Source organism: Tangfeifania sp. (assembly GCF_055108615.1).
On record NZ_JBSQIC010000013.1, the window covers coordinates 42,998 to 58,660 of the forward strand.

19 protein-coding genes and 1 pseudogene are annotated in these 15,663 nt (G+C 40.2%); 5 read left to right on the top strand and 15 right to left on the bottom strand.

Translation table 11 applies throughout. The features are described from left to right. Nucleotides 1-37 precede the first annotated feature (37 nt). The 3 genes from ACTCNA_RS04665 to ACTCNA_RS04675 form a co-directional block, all read right to left on the bottom strand. The gene (locus ACTCNA_RS04665) at nucleotides 38-1,462 is read right to left on the bottom strand and encodes a TonB family protein (RefSeq protein WP_462946737.1); all 1,425 of its coding nucleotides are present in this window, start codon (nucleotides 1,460-1,462) and stop codon (nucleotides 38-40) included. Next, entirely contained in the window at nucleotides 1,455-1,841 is a 387-nt protein-coding gene (locus ACTCNA_RS04670; RefSeq protein WP_462946738.1) for a BlaI/MecI/CopY family transcriptional regulator, read from the bottom strand. The genes ACTCNA_RS04665 and ACTCNA_RS04670 overlap by 8 nt, the downstream gene beginning before the upstream one ends. A 108-nt stretch (nucleotides 1,842-1,949) precedes the next feature. Then, a complete protein-coding gene (locus tag ACTCNA_RS04675; protein ID WP_462946739.1) occupies nucleotides 1,950-2,639 on the bottom strand; it encodes an energy transducer TonB in 690 nt (229 codons plus the stop codon). 273 nt (nucleotides 2,640-2,912) lie between these two features. Between ACTCNA_RS04675 and ACTCNA_RS04680 the strand changes: the two genes are divergently transcribed. Further along, a complete protein-coding gene (locus tag ACTCNA_RS04680) occupies nucleotides 2,913-3,197 on the top strand; it encodes a hypothetical protein (RefSeq protein ID WP_462946740.1) in 285 nt (94 codons plus the stop codon). A gap of 40 nt (nucleotides 3,198-3,237) precedes the next feature. On the opposite strand, the gene ACTCNA_RS04685 is transcribed toward ACTCNA_RS04680, so the two are convergent. The 11 genes from ACTCNA_RS04685 to ACTCNA_RS04735 all read right to left on the bottom strand — a co-directional run bounded on the left by ACTCNA_RS04685 (nucleotide 3,238) and on the right by ACTCNA_RS04735 (nucleotide 11,960). Further along, complete coding sequence (locus tag ACTCNA_RS04685) at nucleotides 3,238-5,748, bottom strand: AsmA family protein (protein WP_462946741.1); 2,511 nt, start codon at nucleotides 5,746-5,748, stop codon at nucleotides 3,238-3,240. A gap of 119 nt (nucleotides 5,749-5,867) precedes the next feature. Beyond that, nucleotides 5,868-6,260, bottom strand: coding sequence for a type II toxin-antitoxin system VapC family toxin (locus ACTCNA_RS04690; protein ID WP_462946742.1), 393 nt, complete (start codon nucleotides 6,258-6,260; stop codon nucleotides 5,868-5,870). Further along, complete coding sequence (locus ACTCNA_RS04695) at nucleotides 6,245-6,478, bottom strand: hypothetical protein (protein ID WP_462946743.1); 234 nt, start codon at nucleotides 6,476-6,478, stop codon at nucleotides 6,245-6,247. The genes ACTCNA_RS04690 and ACTCNA_RS04695 overlap by 16 nt, the downstream gene beginning before the upstream one ends. Before the next feature lie 23 nt (nucleotides 6,479-6,501). Then, on the bottom strand, nucleotides 6,502-7,758 hold the full coding sequence (locus tag ACTCNA_RS04700) for a competence/damage-inducible protein A (RefSeq protein ID WP_462946744.1): 1,257 nt from the start codon (nucleotides 7,756-7,758) through the stop codon (nucleotides 6,502-6,504). A 69-nt stretch (nucleotides 7,759-7,827) separates the two neighbouring features. Continuing rightward, entirely contained in the window at nucleotides 7,828-8,226 is a 399-nt protein-coding gene (locus tag ACTCNA_RS04705) for a HEPN domain-containing protein (protein ID WP_462946745.1), read from the bottom strand. Next, nucleotides 8,223-8,540: a nucleotidyltransferase domain-containing protein gene (locus ACTCNA_RS04710; RefSeq protein ID WP_462946746.1), complete on the bottom strand. Its 318-nt coding sequence runs from the start codon at nucleotides 8,538-8,540 to the stop codon at nucleotides 8,223-8,225. The genes ACTCNA_RS04705 and ACTCNA_RS04710 overlap by 4 nt, the downstream gene beginning before the upstream one ends. Nucleotides 8,541-8,692: 152 nt before the next feature. Further along, nucleotides 8,693-9,931, bottom strand: coding sequence for a M48 family metallopeptidase (locus ACTCNA_RS04715; RefSeq protein WP_462946747.1), 1,239 nt, complete (start codon nucleotides 9,929-9,931; stop codon nucleotides 8,693-8,695). A gap of 105 nt (nucleotides 9,932-10,036) precedes the next feature. Continuing rightward, nucleotides 10,037-10,306 (bottom strand): Txe/YoeB family addiction module toxin, encoded by a 270-nt coding sequence (locus ACTCNA_RS04720; protein ID WP_462946748.1) that lies wholly within the window; start codon nucleotides 10,304-10,306, stop codon nucleotides 10,037-10,039. Nucleotides 10,307-10,308: 2 nt separating this feature from the next. After that, a complete protein-coding gene (locus ACTCNA_RS04725) occupies nucleotides 10,309-10,590 on the bottom strand; it encodes a DUF2683 family protein (RefSeq protein WP_462946749.1) in 282 nt (93 codons plus the stop codon). A 138-nt stretch (nucleotides 10,591-10,728) separates the two neighbouring features. Beyond that, nucleotides 10,729-11,127, bottom strand: coding sequence for a T9SS type A sorting domain-containing protein (locus ACTCNA_RS04730; protein WP_462946750.1), 399 nt, complete (start codon nucleotides 11,125-11,127; stop codon nucleotides 10,729-10,731). A 38-nt stretch (nucleotides 11,128-11,165) separates the two neighbouring features. Continuing rightward, nucleotides 11,166-11,960, bottom strand: coding sequence for a hypothetical protein (locus ACTCNA_RS04735; RefSeq protein WP_462946751.1), 795 nt, complete (start codon nucleotides 11,958-11,960; stop codon nucleotides 11,166-11,168). A 20-nt stretch (nucleotides 11,961-11,980) separates the two neighbouring features. Here ACTCNA_RS04735 and ACTCNA_RS04740 point away from each other — a divergent pair, with 20 nt between their 5' ends. Next, the gene (locus ACTCNA_RS04740; RefSeq protein WP_462946752.1) at nucleotides 11,981-12,391 is read left to right on the top strand and encodes a ThuA domain-containing protein; all 411 of its coding nucleotides are present in this window, start codon (nucleotides 11,981-11,983) and stop codon (nucleotides 12,389-12,391) included. Between the two features lie 274 nt (nucleotides 12,392-12,665). On the opposite strand, the gene ACTCNA_RS04745 is transcribed toward ACTCNA_RS04740, so the two are convergent. Then, on the bottom strand, nucleotides 12,666-13,394 hold the full coding sequence (locus ACTCNA_RS04745) for an RtcB family protein (RefSeq protein WP_462946753.1): 729 nt from the start codon (nucleotides 13,392-13,394) through the stop codon (nucleotides 12,666-12,668). 197 nt (nucleotides 13,395-13,591) lie between these two features. On the opposite strand from ACTCNA_RS04745, the gene ACTCNA_RS04750 reads away from it, so the two are divergent. The 3 genes and pseudogenes from ACTCNA_RS04750 to ACTCNA_RS04760 form a co-directional block, all read left to right on the top strand. After that, nucleotides 13,592-14,026: a Nif3-like dinuclear metal center hexameric protein gene (locus ACTCNA_RS04750; protein WP_462946754.1), complete on the top strand. Its 435-nt coding sequence runs from the start codon at nucleotides 13,592-13,594 to the stop codon at nucleotides 14,024-14,026. A gap of 11 nt (nucleotides 14,027-14,037) precedes the next feature. Then, complete coding sequence (locus ACTCNA_RS04755; RefSeq protein ID WP_462946755.1) at nucleotides 14,038-15,384, top strand: GntP family permease; 1,347 nt, start codon at nucleotides 14,038-14,040, stop codon at nucleotides 15,382-15,384. A 43-nt stretch (nucleotides 15,385-15,427) separates the two neighbouring features. Further along, a pseudogene (locus ACTCNA_RS04760) lies at nucleotides 15,428-15,663 on the top strand (hypothetical protein); the annotation flags it as partial.

Sequence of the window (15,663 nt, forward strand, 5' to 3'; positions counted from 1 at the left end):
TCAACCTTTCAACTTTATTGAAGCGCAAAATTTATCTTTATTGAAGCGCAAAATTTATCGGTACGGTGTAGCTCACGTTCACATTCTCTCCACGCTGTTTACCGGGCATCCATTTGGGCAGGCTGTTTACCACGCGCAAAGCTTCTTTGTCGAGTGCAGGATCAACCCCGCGGGCAATTCTGGCATTGGCCACGCTGCCATCTTTTGAAACCACGAAAGTAACATATACTTTTCCCTGAATACCATTATCCTGGGCTACCTTCGGGTACTCAATATTATTTGCAATGTACTTACGCAAAGCCATTTCTCCACCAGGAAACTCCGGCATTTCTTCCACGATGAAGAATACATCAGCATCGGTGTCGAGTGATTTCGGTGTTTCTTCTTCTTTCTGAACCAAAAAGACATTTCCCAGGCTATCGGTTTCAATTTTAAAACTGTTTACGTCGGAGTAGCGTTTTGTAAACTCCTCCATGTTTTCCGCAGTCCCCTCAATTTTCATTCGGCCATCCTCCAGGAGCGTAGATTTTATTGTAACTACATTTTCATCAACTATTGGTTCCTCCAGCTCCATTGTTTCTTTCTGCTCGCAGGCAAAAAATACTATCAATGCAAGGGCGGTAAAAACGCCCAAAATAATTTTCACGTTAGCTATTTTCGAAGATTTCATTTTTGACATCATTTTAATTCGGTTTTTAATTAGTGAATAATTGAAATTATTGGTTAAAACCAGCTGGCCACCGGCAAACTGGTTCAATAAAAGTTTTTTGTAATAGCCGCGTTTTACACCGGAGCCAAGCACCGCCTGATCGGCCAGAAACTCGTGGTTCTCGCGAATGGCGCGGCGCAACATCCACATAAACGGATTAAACCACTGAAAGGCAGTGAGCAGTTCAAGGATTAATACATCGAGCGAATGCCCCTGTTTAATGTGTTCCATTTCGTGCGCCATCATGCGGTCGTAGCCTTCGCTGTTTTGTAACGGGCGGCTCACGAAAACATAGTTCATGAAAGAAAACGGGCTGCACTCTTTTTCCAGAATTACCAGGTTAAAACGGTCGTGCTTTTGAACCTGATTTTTAAGAATGACAACTACAATTTGAGCCACGCGAAATAGAAACCTTCCGAGGAAAAAGGCCACGCCCGCAAGGTATATCCAAATCAGCAAAGTGGTTGAAAGCACGGCCTGTTCAACGGTTACCGATAAATCCTGTCCGTAAATGGTAACTGATTCCAGCACGTTACGATACGGCGTAACTGTTATTTCCGAAAGCATTACCGGTTGTGGTTCGTACACCCTGAATTTGAGAAATGGCAACACTACAGAAAATAAAAGCGAGCCCAGCAAAAACAAGCGGTTCAACCTGAAAAACGTCTCTTTACGCAGAAAAATTACGTAAATAGTGGCCAGCAACGAGAGGCTAATACCGGATTCCAGTATAAAATTAACTGTGCTATTCATTTTTTTCTGAATTTTCGTTTTCCAAATCGCGCTTCACGTCGTCCATCAGTTCATTTAAATCCGAAAGGCTCATGTTATCCTGTTTGGCAAAAAATGAAACCATCTCTTTAAACGAACCGCTGAAATAGTTACGCATAAAGTTTTTCATAAACGAGCGGGTGTACTCTTTTTTTGAGACAAGCGGATGGTATTCATGGGTTTTTCCGTAGGCTGTGTGCCCCACAAACCCTTTTTTCTCCAAAATGCGAACAATGGTAGAAACCGTGTTGTATGCCGGCTTCGGCTCTGGCATTTCTCCAACCAAATCTTTTACAAACGCCTTTTCTTTTTGCCAAAGCAACTGCATCACCTGTTCTTCCGCTTTTGTAAGTTCTTTCATTTTATTCTGATTACCAATTTTAAATCTAAACTATTGGCCACAAAAATTGTGCCTGCAAACTAAAAAATTAGTTGACCCGGAAATAATTTTCAATCACCATGTAAAATGTTATTGTAATTGAAAATTAATCACCGCGTTGTAATAAACCTTAACCGGTTTTCCACGCTGTTTACCGGGTTTAAAATTGGGCAAACTGTTTATAACCCGCAGGGCCTCCTCATTTAGCGACTGGTCAACTCCTCGTAAAATTTCGGCATTGCTTACGGCACCCTGCTCGTTCACTACAAATTTCACATACACTTTCCCCTGAATGCCGTTCTCCTGGGCTATTATAGGATAGTTAACTGCATCATTAATGTATTTGTACAGTGCTCTGTCACCTCCCGGAAATTCCGCCGGATCCTCTGCGAAATAGAAAATTTCCTCCTCTTCATCCTCCTCCTCTTCATGCGTTTCCAAAACCGGTTGAATATCGACAATTGTTTTATCGTCGGCTTCCGAATCCTGAATCACAAGATCATCTTCTATTTCCACATCATCTTCCACAATATTCAGCACCTCCACAACTTTTGGCGGTGGCGGAGGTGGCGGTGGTTTCACCTCGGGTGCACGCGTTATTGGTACAATCTCCTCCTCCACTTCCTCTGACACCAAAATGCCGAGCGATTCTACTTTGCCGGGGTTAACTTTCCAGTTAAAGGCCAGCATGGTCAGCGACAATGCTATTACAAGCCCGGTTAAAAAAAAGGTGTTCCGCTTGCTTTCGAGGTCTGCTTTGTTCGATTTTTTTGTTTCCATAATTCTTAGTTTTAAAAAATCATTTAAACTGAAGTACATTTCTACTTTCAATGCAATTCGGATTGTTTCTCTCCTCTACTCCTTGTGGTCAACCAGCTTTTATTTTCTTGTTTCAAATATAAAACTAATATTTTAGTTTTCAAACTAAATTGTTAGTTTATTGAAATATTTTATCGCAAATAGCTCATTATCAACTATAACCAAAACTAATTTTTTAGTTTAACGAAAATGTTTTAGGTTCATTATTGTAATGTTTTGAGCATAAATCTATATTTGAAGCAGCATTCAGTTTTCGAGTATGAAAACCAAAATTACGATTTTGAAAAAAGCCGGGAATTCATCGAAGAAAACGGTTACCATCATTTCAAACTGCATGAGTTCAGGGGCAACCTGAATGAAAACAGGTTGTTTGAATACAATATATTTTCGGAAGAATTAAAATTCAAGCCCGATGATGAGCCCCGGACTTATCACAAAATTATTGGAAAAGAAGGCAGAAAATTTCATGAAAAATACTGGAAGTATATTTCAAAAACGATAAAGAAAGCCGGAAGGTAAACGGGCATACCAGAAGCAAGCAAATACGTGCGATTTCTGGCTATTTAAATAAATCCTTAAGCCCTTCTCCTATCTTGTTCAACGATTTCTGTAAATCGTCTTTTGTAGATTTCCGGATCTCCTCAGTAATCTTTTCCCGGGCATCATCCAGGTCGATTTTAACTTCCGGGTTTCCCACAGGGCCACTCAAAAGCACTGATGCTGGCAGTAATTGTATGCGCTCCTCTCCGGGTAATACTTTCAGGATATTTTCAATATCGGGGCCGAATGCCTCGCGCTGAACATTAAAACCCAACCTCAAATCAAGTAAATTCTGCGTATTAAGATTTCCGGAGATGGTTGTCTCCTGCCCTGCCACACGCGTTGTAAAAGGTTTCAGCTGAATGGTTCCGTCATTTACTTCAACAGAAGCCTGGAAATCATCAACCTTTACATTCTGGAGCCGTTCCGATTTGAGCAATCCTTTTAATTGGTCAAACAGGGGCGATTCAATAATCCGCAGGTTTTCTGTACTGAATCCACCGGTTCCATTAATGGTAGGCGCAATCAAACCAAAGCCGGAACTTAACTGACCATTAACCTGCAGGCTGGTGTTGAATTTTCCCTGGCTTTGCCGGGCAATAGGAAACATTTTTTGCACACTGGTAAGCGTTTGAAACGCCACAGGAATGTCAATATCAGCCAAATCGAAACCAAAATCGAACAGCGGTTGATTTTCCGGTGTGTTTTCATAAGAACCGGTTAATTGGAGCTGGCCGTTGAGCATGTGCATGTTCAGCCCGTCGAGTATAAGCTTTCCGTTTCGGGCAGTTATCAGGCCATTTACGTCGGTGATGGGCAGCTGCTCAAAAATTACGCGCTGAATGTTAGACTGAAAAGTGAAATCAATGTTTTTGGGCACATCAAAAACCAAAACTTCTTCATTATCTTCAACTGTATCCTCATTTGATTCATCAGTTTGCGGGACTTCTTCCGCGCTGGAATCATCAGCTACCTGAAGGCGAAGCAGTTCATTCAAATTAACCAGCGAAGAATTCAGTTGCAGGTTTCCGGCCAGGGTTCCGTCTTTCAAAACATAATTCAGGTAATTGGTTACATTCCCTGCCAGCCGGAAATCGCTCTGTCCAATGTTCATGTTTAATCCGCTTAGCGTAACGGTTTGTGGTGTGAAATCAAATTTACCTTCCGGCACCAGAATTCTTTGGGTAAGTGACGGCGATTCGTAAACGAACTGATTGAGCAAAACAGTTCCGTCTGACCGGATTTTATCGTACTGCTCGTTTTCAATGGCCGAATAGTTGCCTTTCACCACCAGGTTGGCATCTATCAATCCGGCAATATTTACGCTGTCGAGCGGCAAAGCATCTTTCAATTCATCAAAATTGACTTTTCCTGTGAAGTTCCCGTCGAAATAGGGATCACTAACCAGGTTTTTCAATACAAGTGACAAATCCACCGGGCTGTTTTTCACTTCGGTATGTGCTTTTTTAACGTTTACCTCGGTTAAATCGAGCACTCCCTGCGGTTTAACAATTGACACATCTGCCGAAATATTTTTGATTTCTTCGGGAAGATCGGCATAATGCACATTGCCATCCGCCACATCCAATTTAATGTCAAGAGCAGGATAATCGTCGCCGAGGTAAAATCCTTTTACCGTTCCCGATATTGTTGCCGTTCCGCTGGTTTCAATATCCTCCAGGTACGATTTGTAATCGGGGGGAACCAAAGCCAGGAAGTTATCAAACCCCGACTCTTTTGTTTTCAGCTGCAAATCGAAAAACATGCTGTCGTTGGGCATCTGAATCAGGCCAAGCACTTCCAGCGGAAGGCGGTTAACAAGCAGTTCATTCTCCTGGATTTCGATATCCATTTTATCGTAATCCATATTCAGTACGGTGCGGGTTTCAATGGCCAGGTTCGAAATATAATTCGAGCCTTCATAATTCAGCGAAAGTCGTTCGGATGTTCCCTCGGCGAGCAGTTGGGCCGCTGTTCCGTACATTTCTCCTGAAATATTGATATCAATGTTTTCGAGCTGCAGAAGCATATTCAGATCACGGTCGTCGTAAATGAAATTTGCGCCGGTAATTTCAATCATTTCAAGCTGAAGGTTCATTCCTCCTTCTGCAGCAGGTTCTGGTGCTTCTCCGGTTTCTTTTGCAATATCCCAGTTGGCATTTCCGGTTTTCCCCACAACAAGTTTCATCTGCGGGCTCACTAAAATAATTTCTTCAATGCCAATTTGTTCCCGGTTAAATAAACTCCCCAATGGAGTATTTGCCTGTAACGAAGGCATAGCCAGCAATGTATCAGTTCGAAATTCACCTTTGCCAGTAACCAGAACATCTTTCAATTCGAGTGTAAGTTTTGGAAAATTACGGAATAACGAAAGTTTAAGATCCGCAAATTCCACTTCAGCATTTACATTTTTATTGATAGTGGTTTTGGTTTTTTCCATCAGTGTTTCTTTAAAAAACAATGGGATGGCAGCCAGTGATGCAATAAGCAAAACCACAACTATTCCAATGATGATAAGTGTTTTTTTCATGTTATTGTCATATTTATAAAAATAAACGCAGGCATACTTCTAAAATGATGCCAATTTCAAAATTAGAGAAATCCGGATGTAATTAATAGGAATAAGTGTTAAAGAGTGATAATCCTGAATTATCGGCTGACAATTTCCAATTCTTCAATTCTGCCAAAATGTTTAAAATTAAGTGTAGCTAATTTTAATCCATTGGAAATCGCAGCTGCAGCAATCATCAAATCAGGAGTATCAATCTGTTTACTGATTTTTTTTAATTGTCTGTCAATCTCAATTGCTTTTTTATTTGCCATAGAATCAAAAGGGAGTGAATTTACTTTTCTAAAAAAATTATCCCAAAACAGATCCTTTTCCTCGTCACTTCCACAATAAACTTCAAACTCAGTAATTGTTGAAACAGCAAATTCGTCATACTTGCCAGCCAACTCAAAAAAGAAACTTTTTGATTTATCTTTTTTTCGATAATAATCAATTAGGACAGATGTGTCAAGACAAATTATTGTGTTCTCCATTGATTCATCCTTTTTCTGTTTTCTTTAAACTGCTGATATTGCGAATCAGACATTATGGGACCTTTCAGCAAAAAGTTTTGAAATTCAGATTTCTCAATCTGATTTTTCCTTGTCTCTGTATCCAGTAATTCAGCTTTTATTCTTCTTTTTTGATCTGCCGGCAAATTTTTTAAAATCTGAATTAACTGCTCAATATTTAAATCCACTGTTAATTGCATTATCACAAATTTTTACAAATTTATCAAAAATATTTGTATTGCAGGTTCAGTATTGTCCTTCGTAAAAGTTGCAAAGCTGTTTGGCTCGACCGGATGATGTTCCGTTCGCGGTTGTCGCCAAACACAAATTTTTTGGCAACGGTTTTATCCGGGCCAGCAACTGCAATCCAAATAGTTCCTACTGGTTTTTCTGTGGTTCCGCCGGTTGGACCTGCAATACCACTGGTTGCAACTGAAAAGTGCGCATTCAGGTTGCGGCGGGCACCTTCGGCCATCTCCCGGACAACCCGTTCGCTGACAGCGCCGAATTTTTCAAGTGAATTTGCCGAAACACCCAGCAGATTCTGCTTCAACTCGTTGGAGTAGGCAGTAACACCACCTTTGTACCACTCCGAGCTGCCGGGTACAGAAGTAATAAGGTGCGAAATGTAGCCACCGGTGCAACTTTCAGCAACAGCTAAAGTTTTACCGTTCTTTTTCAAAATTCCACCAATTACCCCGGCTAAGGTTTCGTTATCGTATCCGAAAATATTTTCCGGAATGATTTTTTTCAATTTTTCAATTTCCGTTTCAACTTGTTTTTCAAGCAGTTCTTTATTTTTTCCGATTGCAGAAAGCCGCAACCTGATTGCCATTGGGTTTGGAAGATAAGCCAGTTTAATGTTTTCCGGAAGTGCGTCTTCCCATTTTTCTATTTTTTGAGCCAGCATAGATTCGGGTAACCCCTGTGTTAGCAACGTTTTGTGATAAATTGCTTTTGTTTTACCGTTACTTTCCAGTCTCGGCAAAATTTCAGTTTCTACCAGGTTTTTCATTTCAAAAGGTACACCCGGCACAGATACAAAAATAGTATCGTTTTTTTCGAACCACATTCCGGGTGCAGTGCCAACATTATTCGGAATCACCGTGCAACTTTCAGGAATCAGCGCCTGGTCGCGGTTCAGTTTATTCAGGTCAATTTTACGATTTTTGAATCGCTCTTTGATATGCTCAAATGTCGGTTCATGAAAAATCAGTTTTGTATTAAAATAGTCACACAACACGTTTTTGGTAATATCGTCTTTTGTGGGCCCCAATCCACCGGTGAGAATAACCAGGTCAACTTTTTCTTCTGCATTTTTTAATGCTTCAAGAATATGCTCTTTATCGTCGTGTACTGATGTAATCTGGTAGATTTCAATACCATGCAAATTAAATTGTTCGGCAATCCAAGCCGAATTGGTATCCACAATCTGGCCAATGAGTATTTCATCGCCAATGGTTATAATTTCTGCTTTCATTTTTTTAGTTTCTTAAGATTTTGTTCTAAGGGGAATTTAAATCCAAAAGTAATGCTCATTTTCAGGAATTTATTCTTCAATAAGCTGGATTAATTCGTTGAGATATTTTCGTGCAGAAGCAATCATCGGTTTAACATCTTCTTTAGTTAAATTGAAAAGATCATCATAGTCACCGGTTTGCCTGAGTTCATATAATTTTGAAAAAAATTTACCGGCATCTTGTGTAACTATACCTGGTTTAATAAAATGCATACCTAAAAGATGAATTACCCCCCGATGAGTTTGAGCAGCATACTTATTTTTAATAAGAAGTGCAGTTGTTACATAATAACAAGCATAATACAACCTGTTTGCTACAGCATTCCAATACTCCAAAGTAGCTATTCCTTCTGCCTCTTTTAGGGTATCTTTTCCTTTCTGAACCCGAAAGGAAACTATTGCATTTCTTTCATCATTAGACAAACTCATAGAATAACAGCCTCCTTTTCAACATTTTTATAAAATGTAGTAAAGCTTCTTTTTTGCCATTCATCTTTTGTATAGAGTTTTACTGAGAATTGTTCATCTGTTTCCCAAGCTAACTCATAAACAGGATAAGAAATTAATTCATAATCAGATGGCTCAATTTTAGACTTATCCAAAATTACAAGGATATCCCAGTCTGAATCGGGGTTTTCATCGCCCCTTGCACGGGAACCGTAAAGCAAAACTCGCGCATCAGGCACATTTGATCTTAAAATGCCTTTTACTTTATTTAATATATTTTCTTTATCCTTTTTCACTGTTTCAACTTAAATCATTTCAAAGATATAAAAATTCATGCATGCAATAAGGTTCATTTTTGTTCAAACCCAAAAAAAATCGAATTCTCTCCTTAATCAGTAGTTTGACATAAAAAGTAGAATTGCATGAAATTTATTTCACTTTTAAAAAGCTATTCTTCAAAGGTTTTTAAATGATTCAATCGTTCCAACAACGGGGGATGCGAATAGTTGAAAAAAACATATTTCGGATGTGGTGTCAGGTTGCTCAGGTTTTTTACCGACAGTTTTTTCAACGCTGAAGCGAGCGCTTCGGGCCTGTAGTTTTTGGCTGCAAACGCATCGGCCTGGTATTCATTTTTCCGCGAAAGCATATTCATAAAAATTCCCAAAACAAACGAAACCGGTGAATACAAAATTCCAAAAGCAATCAACCCGATGTGGAAGTTTGGTTCTTCCACTCCCAGTGCCTTGCTCAACAGTGGACTGTCGATTAGCAGCGAGAAAATGAACAGCACAATCCCGGTTTGAATCAGCGAAATAATCAATCCCTGAATGATGTGGTTCTTTTTGTAGTGTCCGATTTCGTGTGCCAGAACAGCCACCAGTTCGTCGGTTTCCATGTCGTTGATTAATGTATCGTACAAAACAATTCGCTTTTTTGGCCCGAGACCGGTAAAATAGGCATTGGCTTTTGCAGAGCGTTTGGAGCCGTCAATCACAAAAATATTGTCGAGTTTAAAACCCACTTTTTGAGCAAAATCCTCGATTGAACTTCGCAATTCTCCTTCTTTCAGCGGGGTTTGTTTATTAAAAAGCGGGACAATCAGGTTGGAGTAAAACATCGACATAAAAATGCTGAACACTGCTACCACCAGCCAGGCATAAATCCAGAACATGTTTTGTGTTTTCTGGTAAATAAAAATTACCAGCGCCAGCAATCCGCCGCCAATTATGGCTCCCAGCAGCCAGCCTTTTATTTTATCGAAAACAAATGTTTTGGGGGTGGTTTTGTTGAATCCGTATTTTTCTTCAATCACAAATGTGTCGTAAATCGAAAATGGGATATTCAGAATATCGGAAGCAAACATTAAAATTCCGAAAAAAAGCAAAGCAGCCCAAATAGCGTTTGAAGTGACGCTCCACACCAAACTATCGACATAAGCAAAACCATAAAAAAGAAACATGGCCAAAATCAGCACAAAACTGAACGTGCCGGTTATCATTCCAAAACGCTGATTCTCTTTTTGATAAGCCTGCTGTTTTTTGTACTTTTCTTCATCGTAAATATCTTTTACCTCGTCCGGCAGTTTTTTGCTCATCCGGGTAGTGTTCAGATAATCGAGGTAATTCTCAAAAACAAAATCGAGAACGATAATGGCTATGATGATCCAAAAAATTATTTCGTGCATAAACTAAATTTTCGTGAGGTGCAAAGATAATAATTGGGCGGCGCGATTTTTCGGAAAGCGATTACTTTTTGGAGATTCGCTCACCTATATATTATGTTAATGATTTTAATAATGCCCCAATGCAGAAACAACAACCACGATTACTTTATCCTCTTCAATCCGATAAATTAACCTGTTTTTCTTATCAATTCTTCTCGACCAATAACCTGCAAGGTTATATTTTAGTTTTTCAGGTTGCCCGGTTCCGGTGGTTGGATGATCGCGTAATTCTAAAATGAGTTTTTTGACTTTTTTGAATGAAGCTATTTTCCCGGTGTTTTTATAAAAGGCAATGTCTCTTTGTGCTTGCGGTAATATTTTTACATGGTAGCCCATCTCTAAAGATTAGTGAAATAATCTTCAATATCTTTTTCTGAATTTAAGAGAACAGACCCATCCTCATTTTTCTCCGATTCTTTTATTTTCTCAACAAATTCAGGGTTATAAGACTCTTTTTCAGCCCTTTCAAACGGAATTTTAAAAGCTTTTAACATTGCCTTAATTGCAATCAGTTGCTCTTTATTTTTCGGATGTATTTTTATTGTTTCCATGTTTTTCAAAATATCGAACTCTTTACTTAAATACAAATTTAAAAAAAGTGGTGCAACTCCTGCTAACATTATACTATAAATTGCCAGTCTGAAATCATATATGTTTTTAAAAGACACTATTTACTGTGAATCAATTATTTTCCTATGAACCAGTCATAGCCTCACTTTGAGTGAGATTATGACGAAACTTATTTTACCGGTCAATCACTACTGATTTACTTCGGACTTCTCCTTCTGAAAAAAAAATACCCGGTACACTCCGCCTGCCAAATCACGGGCATCTATATCTTTGTGGTGACCCCCCGTAAAATTGCCTTCGGGATTCAACACTTTAATGGCCTGTCCTAATGGATTAACAACCCTGATTTCCACATCTTGTTGGTCGCTTGTCGCATAAGTTACGCGGAAAGAGCCATTTGTCGGATTTGGATAAAGATTGATAAATTCAAACATTTTGCCTGAAACTTCGCCCGGATCAATAGCCGAAGTATTGATAGAATCGGGATTTGCAAGATCGATTTCAGCATCGAAAATTACATTTCCTTCTTCACTTATCAGGGCCATACCCAGTTTCGGAAGTCCGCCTTTTAATACAAGATTAAACATCGGAGCCTTATCATCCGTTCCCGGAGTGTAAGGACAAGTCAGTTCGAAGAAAGCATTGTGCCTCGACACATATCATTTACGGCCTGCGGACTTAATGTACCTGAAGCAGGAATAGATGTCGAATTCCAGCTCTGACCTGATGCAGTTCCGTCAATTATCAAGTTACCAGTATTAAAACTCCCTGCCGATGAAGAACTTATCTGAACCGAACAAATCGGGTTGGATGGATCAGGATTGATAATCTCAAAAGTACCTACATACTTGTTAAAGAACGGCCATGAGCACCGCAATTTGAAATCGACAACCGGGCAGCAGTCGGAAGTTGGTTCCGGCGCTACGCAATCCATTTCAACTTTTTCCTCACATTTTTCTCCATTGGAGAAATAGGCTGTATAATTGATAACCACAACTCCTGTTGAATCGGGTGTTACGCAGGTAATTAAATTAGGGGATGTTGAATTGGTATCAAATGTAAAGCTGCTTTGTCCGGCAAATCCTGATGAAAGCGATGCGCCGTTCAAAGTTGCCGAAGCAAACGTTCCGTTGCTTATACTCACCACAACCGAGTCGGTTTCGCACTCTGAAACAAACTGTGCGCAACAACTATTCGGAACAGCAGGATTACTCACTACTTTTTTTAGAGAATAACCCTGGCCGTTCCATTTAGCTTCATTCGGATTATTTGATTGCGCATAAACTTGCGGCAATGAAAATAGTACAAAAAGAAAAGTAACTAACCCGGTAGTTGCATTTTTAAAAAAGTTCTCTGAAACAGAATTCGTGCGGATTTCTGTTTTCCGTTTTCCCTTTTTTCTAATCTGTCTGTCATGCATCAGTTTCTTCGGGTCTAAAAATGTTGTATGATTTAAGTCCGAAACAAAACTGGGTGATTACGGCTACCGAAGACCCTTCTCTTTTTAATGAAAAGTTTCTGAATAATTTTGATATCTCTGTATTTCTGAATCCTACCGGCGATGCGATTGAAGATCAGGAGCAAAAAGCTTTTGAAAATTTCATGAAATCAGGTAAAGGATTTGTTGGCATTCATGCTGCAGCCGACCATGAATATGAATGGTCATTTTATGGCAACCTGGTTGGAACTTATTTTAAAACGCATCCGCCAGCCCAGGAAGGCACTGTAATTTTTGAAGACCACAATCATCCTGCAATGAAGCCTTTTAAAGGGATGGATTCCTACACAACATTCGACGAGTGGTATTACTGGTTGGAAAAGAATTATTTACCCGGTACAAAAAACAAATAAACCCTAAAAACTGGTTCAAAAAGAAAGTGATTGAACCAGAAAAATCTTCCAACGATTACTGAACCACTTTTCTTTTTCATAAGTTTTTCGTTTTTTTGAAAAGAAAAAAAGAATAAAATGTACTTATATCTACAATTTTAGCAATGAAAATCAAGAATTTATTACTGTGCCTACTTTTCATTATAGCTGCCAGCTGCAGCCCCCACCCAAACAAGAAATCAATTACTGAGAAAAATAAAGTTAATGCTGAAATTGCAGTTACTGATGCTGTTCCTCAACAACAAAACACCCCATCCAGTTTATCTTTGGCAATTTGCGTATAGTATTTGCAAATTTCTGCCCCAAAATTCCGGGAGCCGGAGTGGCTCAACACCGCAAAATATTCTCCGGGCTGCAGATTAATCAATTCAGAAAAAGCTTTTATCTCAACAATCCCCACATCAACAAAATGATTTCCGTGCCCGGAAGTGCCCAGCTGTTTTGCAAATTTTCCGCGTAACGATTTCAGAAATTTTATCTCCGAAAACTCCTTGCGATCAAGGATTTCAACCTCTTCCAAATCGTTGAATTCAGCCAGTCCGAAGCGGGTATCGTTCATCAGGATATTTTTAATGCGGCCGCGTTCACCGTTGATTTTTTTAGGCGAAGCCGGAAAAACAGAAAGGCACATCCGGCAGCCAATGTCCATTCCCACACCGTAAGGAATAACCGAATTGTATGTGGCCAACACACCGCCAATTGGCAGCCCGTAACCCACATGTGCATCGGGCATTAATGCGCCTTTTACTGAAATGGGCAGTTTTATGGCGGTTTGCATCTGTTGGATGGCCACAGGATCGATATTCTCCTCTCCGTAAATTTTAAAATCAAGAGCAGTTTTGTTGAGTACCGGCTTCTTTTTCTTCTTTTGTAGCAATTTTTTACCCGAAAGAAATTTGGCCAGATCTCCAAAAACAGGATACGCCAGGTAACTTTCGGGTTCAATATTTATTTTTTCCAGCAACTCCAGAACTTCAAGCTTATCGTTGCGTTTTATTTTTTGCTTACCAAATTAATGGCCAGCGAAATGGCCTGGTCGTTGGTAAATCCAATCCTTTTCAACTCTTTCCCGCGCAGTTTTATTTTTTTCATTGCAAATAGTTTGAAGCCGTAAAAAAACAACTATTTTTATTCCTTAAGCAATACTGTCTGATTATGCAAATGAAAATAAAATTTCCTGGTTTTCTTCTTTTGGTTGTTTTTACGTTTTCCGAAATTCCGGAAACAACGATTGCTGAATTTGCCACCGAACTGAAAACCCGGTTAAACATGGCAACTGTTCGGGTAATTGGCAATACTGAAATGAAATTCAGCAAAACAGCTTTTATGGCCGGGGCACCGGGCGAACAACGGCAAATTAATATGCTTCAGAATGAAAATGTTGAAGTTTTGATTGCAGGTGAAGCCAGCGAATGGGAAACTTATCTTTATGCCAACGATGTGGTTCAGCAAGATAAAAGGAAGGCAATCATTTTTCTCGGCCATATTAAATTGGAAGAGGCCGGAATGAAATATTGCGCCAAATGGCTGCGAACATTTGTAAAAGACATTCCAATTCATTTCATAGAAAACCAAGCCAATTTCAATACCTTATAAAAATCTGAAAAATGCCTGAAGGACTTTGGCTGACAATCGTTCTGCTTGTTTCTGTTCTATTTATCATCCTGGGGACCACCCGTTTGAAAATGCACCCGTTTATCGTGTTGCTATTGGCTTCGTATATTGCCGGGGCACTCGCCGGATTGCCCGTTGAACAAATTGCGCTCACTATTGCCGATGGATTTGGCAGCATTATGGCCTACATTGGAATTGTAATTGTTTTGGGAACCATAATCGGTACCATTCTCGAAAAATCGAATGCAGCCATCAAACTGGCAGAACTTGTGCTTAAACTGGTAGGCAAACGTTTCCCGGGGCTGGCCATGTCCATTATTGGCTACATTGTTTCCATTCCTGTTTTTTGCGATTCGGCGTATGTAATTCTTTCGTCGCTAAAAAAATCGCTGGTACAGAAAACCGGGAAACCCTCGGTAACGCTTTCTATTGCGCTGGCAACCGGGCTTTATGCCACCCACACTTTTGTACCTCCCACTCCGGGACCGATTGCCGCTGCAGGCAACCTGGGACTCAACGATCAATTGGGACTGGTCATTCTGTTCGGATCAGCAACCGCCATTTTTGCCATGCTCACTGGCTGGTTGTGGGCTTCGTATATTGGCAAAAAACACAAAACCAGCGAGGATGATGCGCAGCCGCCGGATGAAAAAACTTCAGAATTCCAGCTCCCCTCGGCCACAAAATCGCTGCTGCCCATTCTGGTGCCGATAATTTTGATTGCCCTGCGTTCAATAGCCACTTACCCGGCAAAGCCCTTTGGCACCGGTTTAATTTTTTCTTTTTTCGATTTTGCCGGACAACCCGTTAATGCGCTACTTCTGGGATTTCTGCTTTCCTTACTGCTTTTCCCAAAATTCAATAAAGAAACGCTCACCGGGTGGATTGGCGACGGCATTTCGGCGGCAGCTCCCATTTTGCTGATTACCGGTGCAGGCGGCGCTTTTGGCACCATCCTGAAAGAATCCCAAATTGGAGAAATACTTGGCAATATGCTGGCCGGGTACGAACTTGGAATTTTCCTGCCCTTCATTGTGGCAGCAGCTTTTAAAACCGCGCAGGGTTCATCCACTGTGGCACTGGTTGCTACTTCAGCGCTCATTGCACCGCTGCTTTCCACCATCGGACTCGATTCACTGAACGGAAAAGTACTGGCCGTTATGGCTACCGGTGCCGGGGCCATGACCATTTCACACGCCAACGACAGTTTCTTTTGGGTGGTTACCCAGTTTTCAGGAATGAATGTTAAAACTGGTTACAAAACGCACACTATAGCTACCCTCATCCAGGGAACTTCGGCAATGATGTTTATTTTTGTGTTGAGTTTATTTTTTATTTAAACTTTTAGCGTCTTTTTTAGTTTAATTGTCAAACAAATCAGCAATGAAAGGTAAACAATTTATGATATTCTTTTTAGTCGTTTTTGCGGTGATCCTTTTGGTAAACCTCTACCTATTTTCCCGGACGCGTGCCATTTTCCCCATGGGAAATGCTGCCTGGTGGTCATCCACAATATTATTTTGGATAATCGCTTTCTCGTATGTAATTGGCCGGATAACAGAACGTTCGGGTGCAATGTGGCTGGCCAATCCTTTTGTACATATTGGCTCTTACTGGCT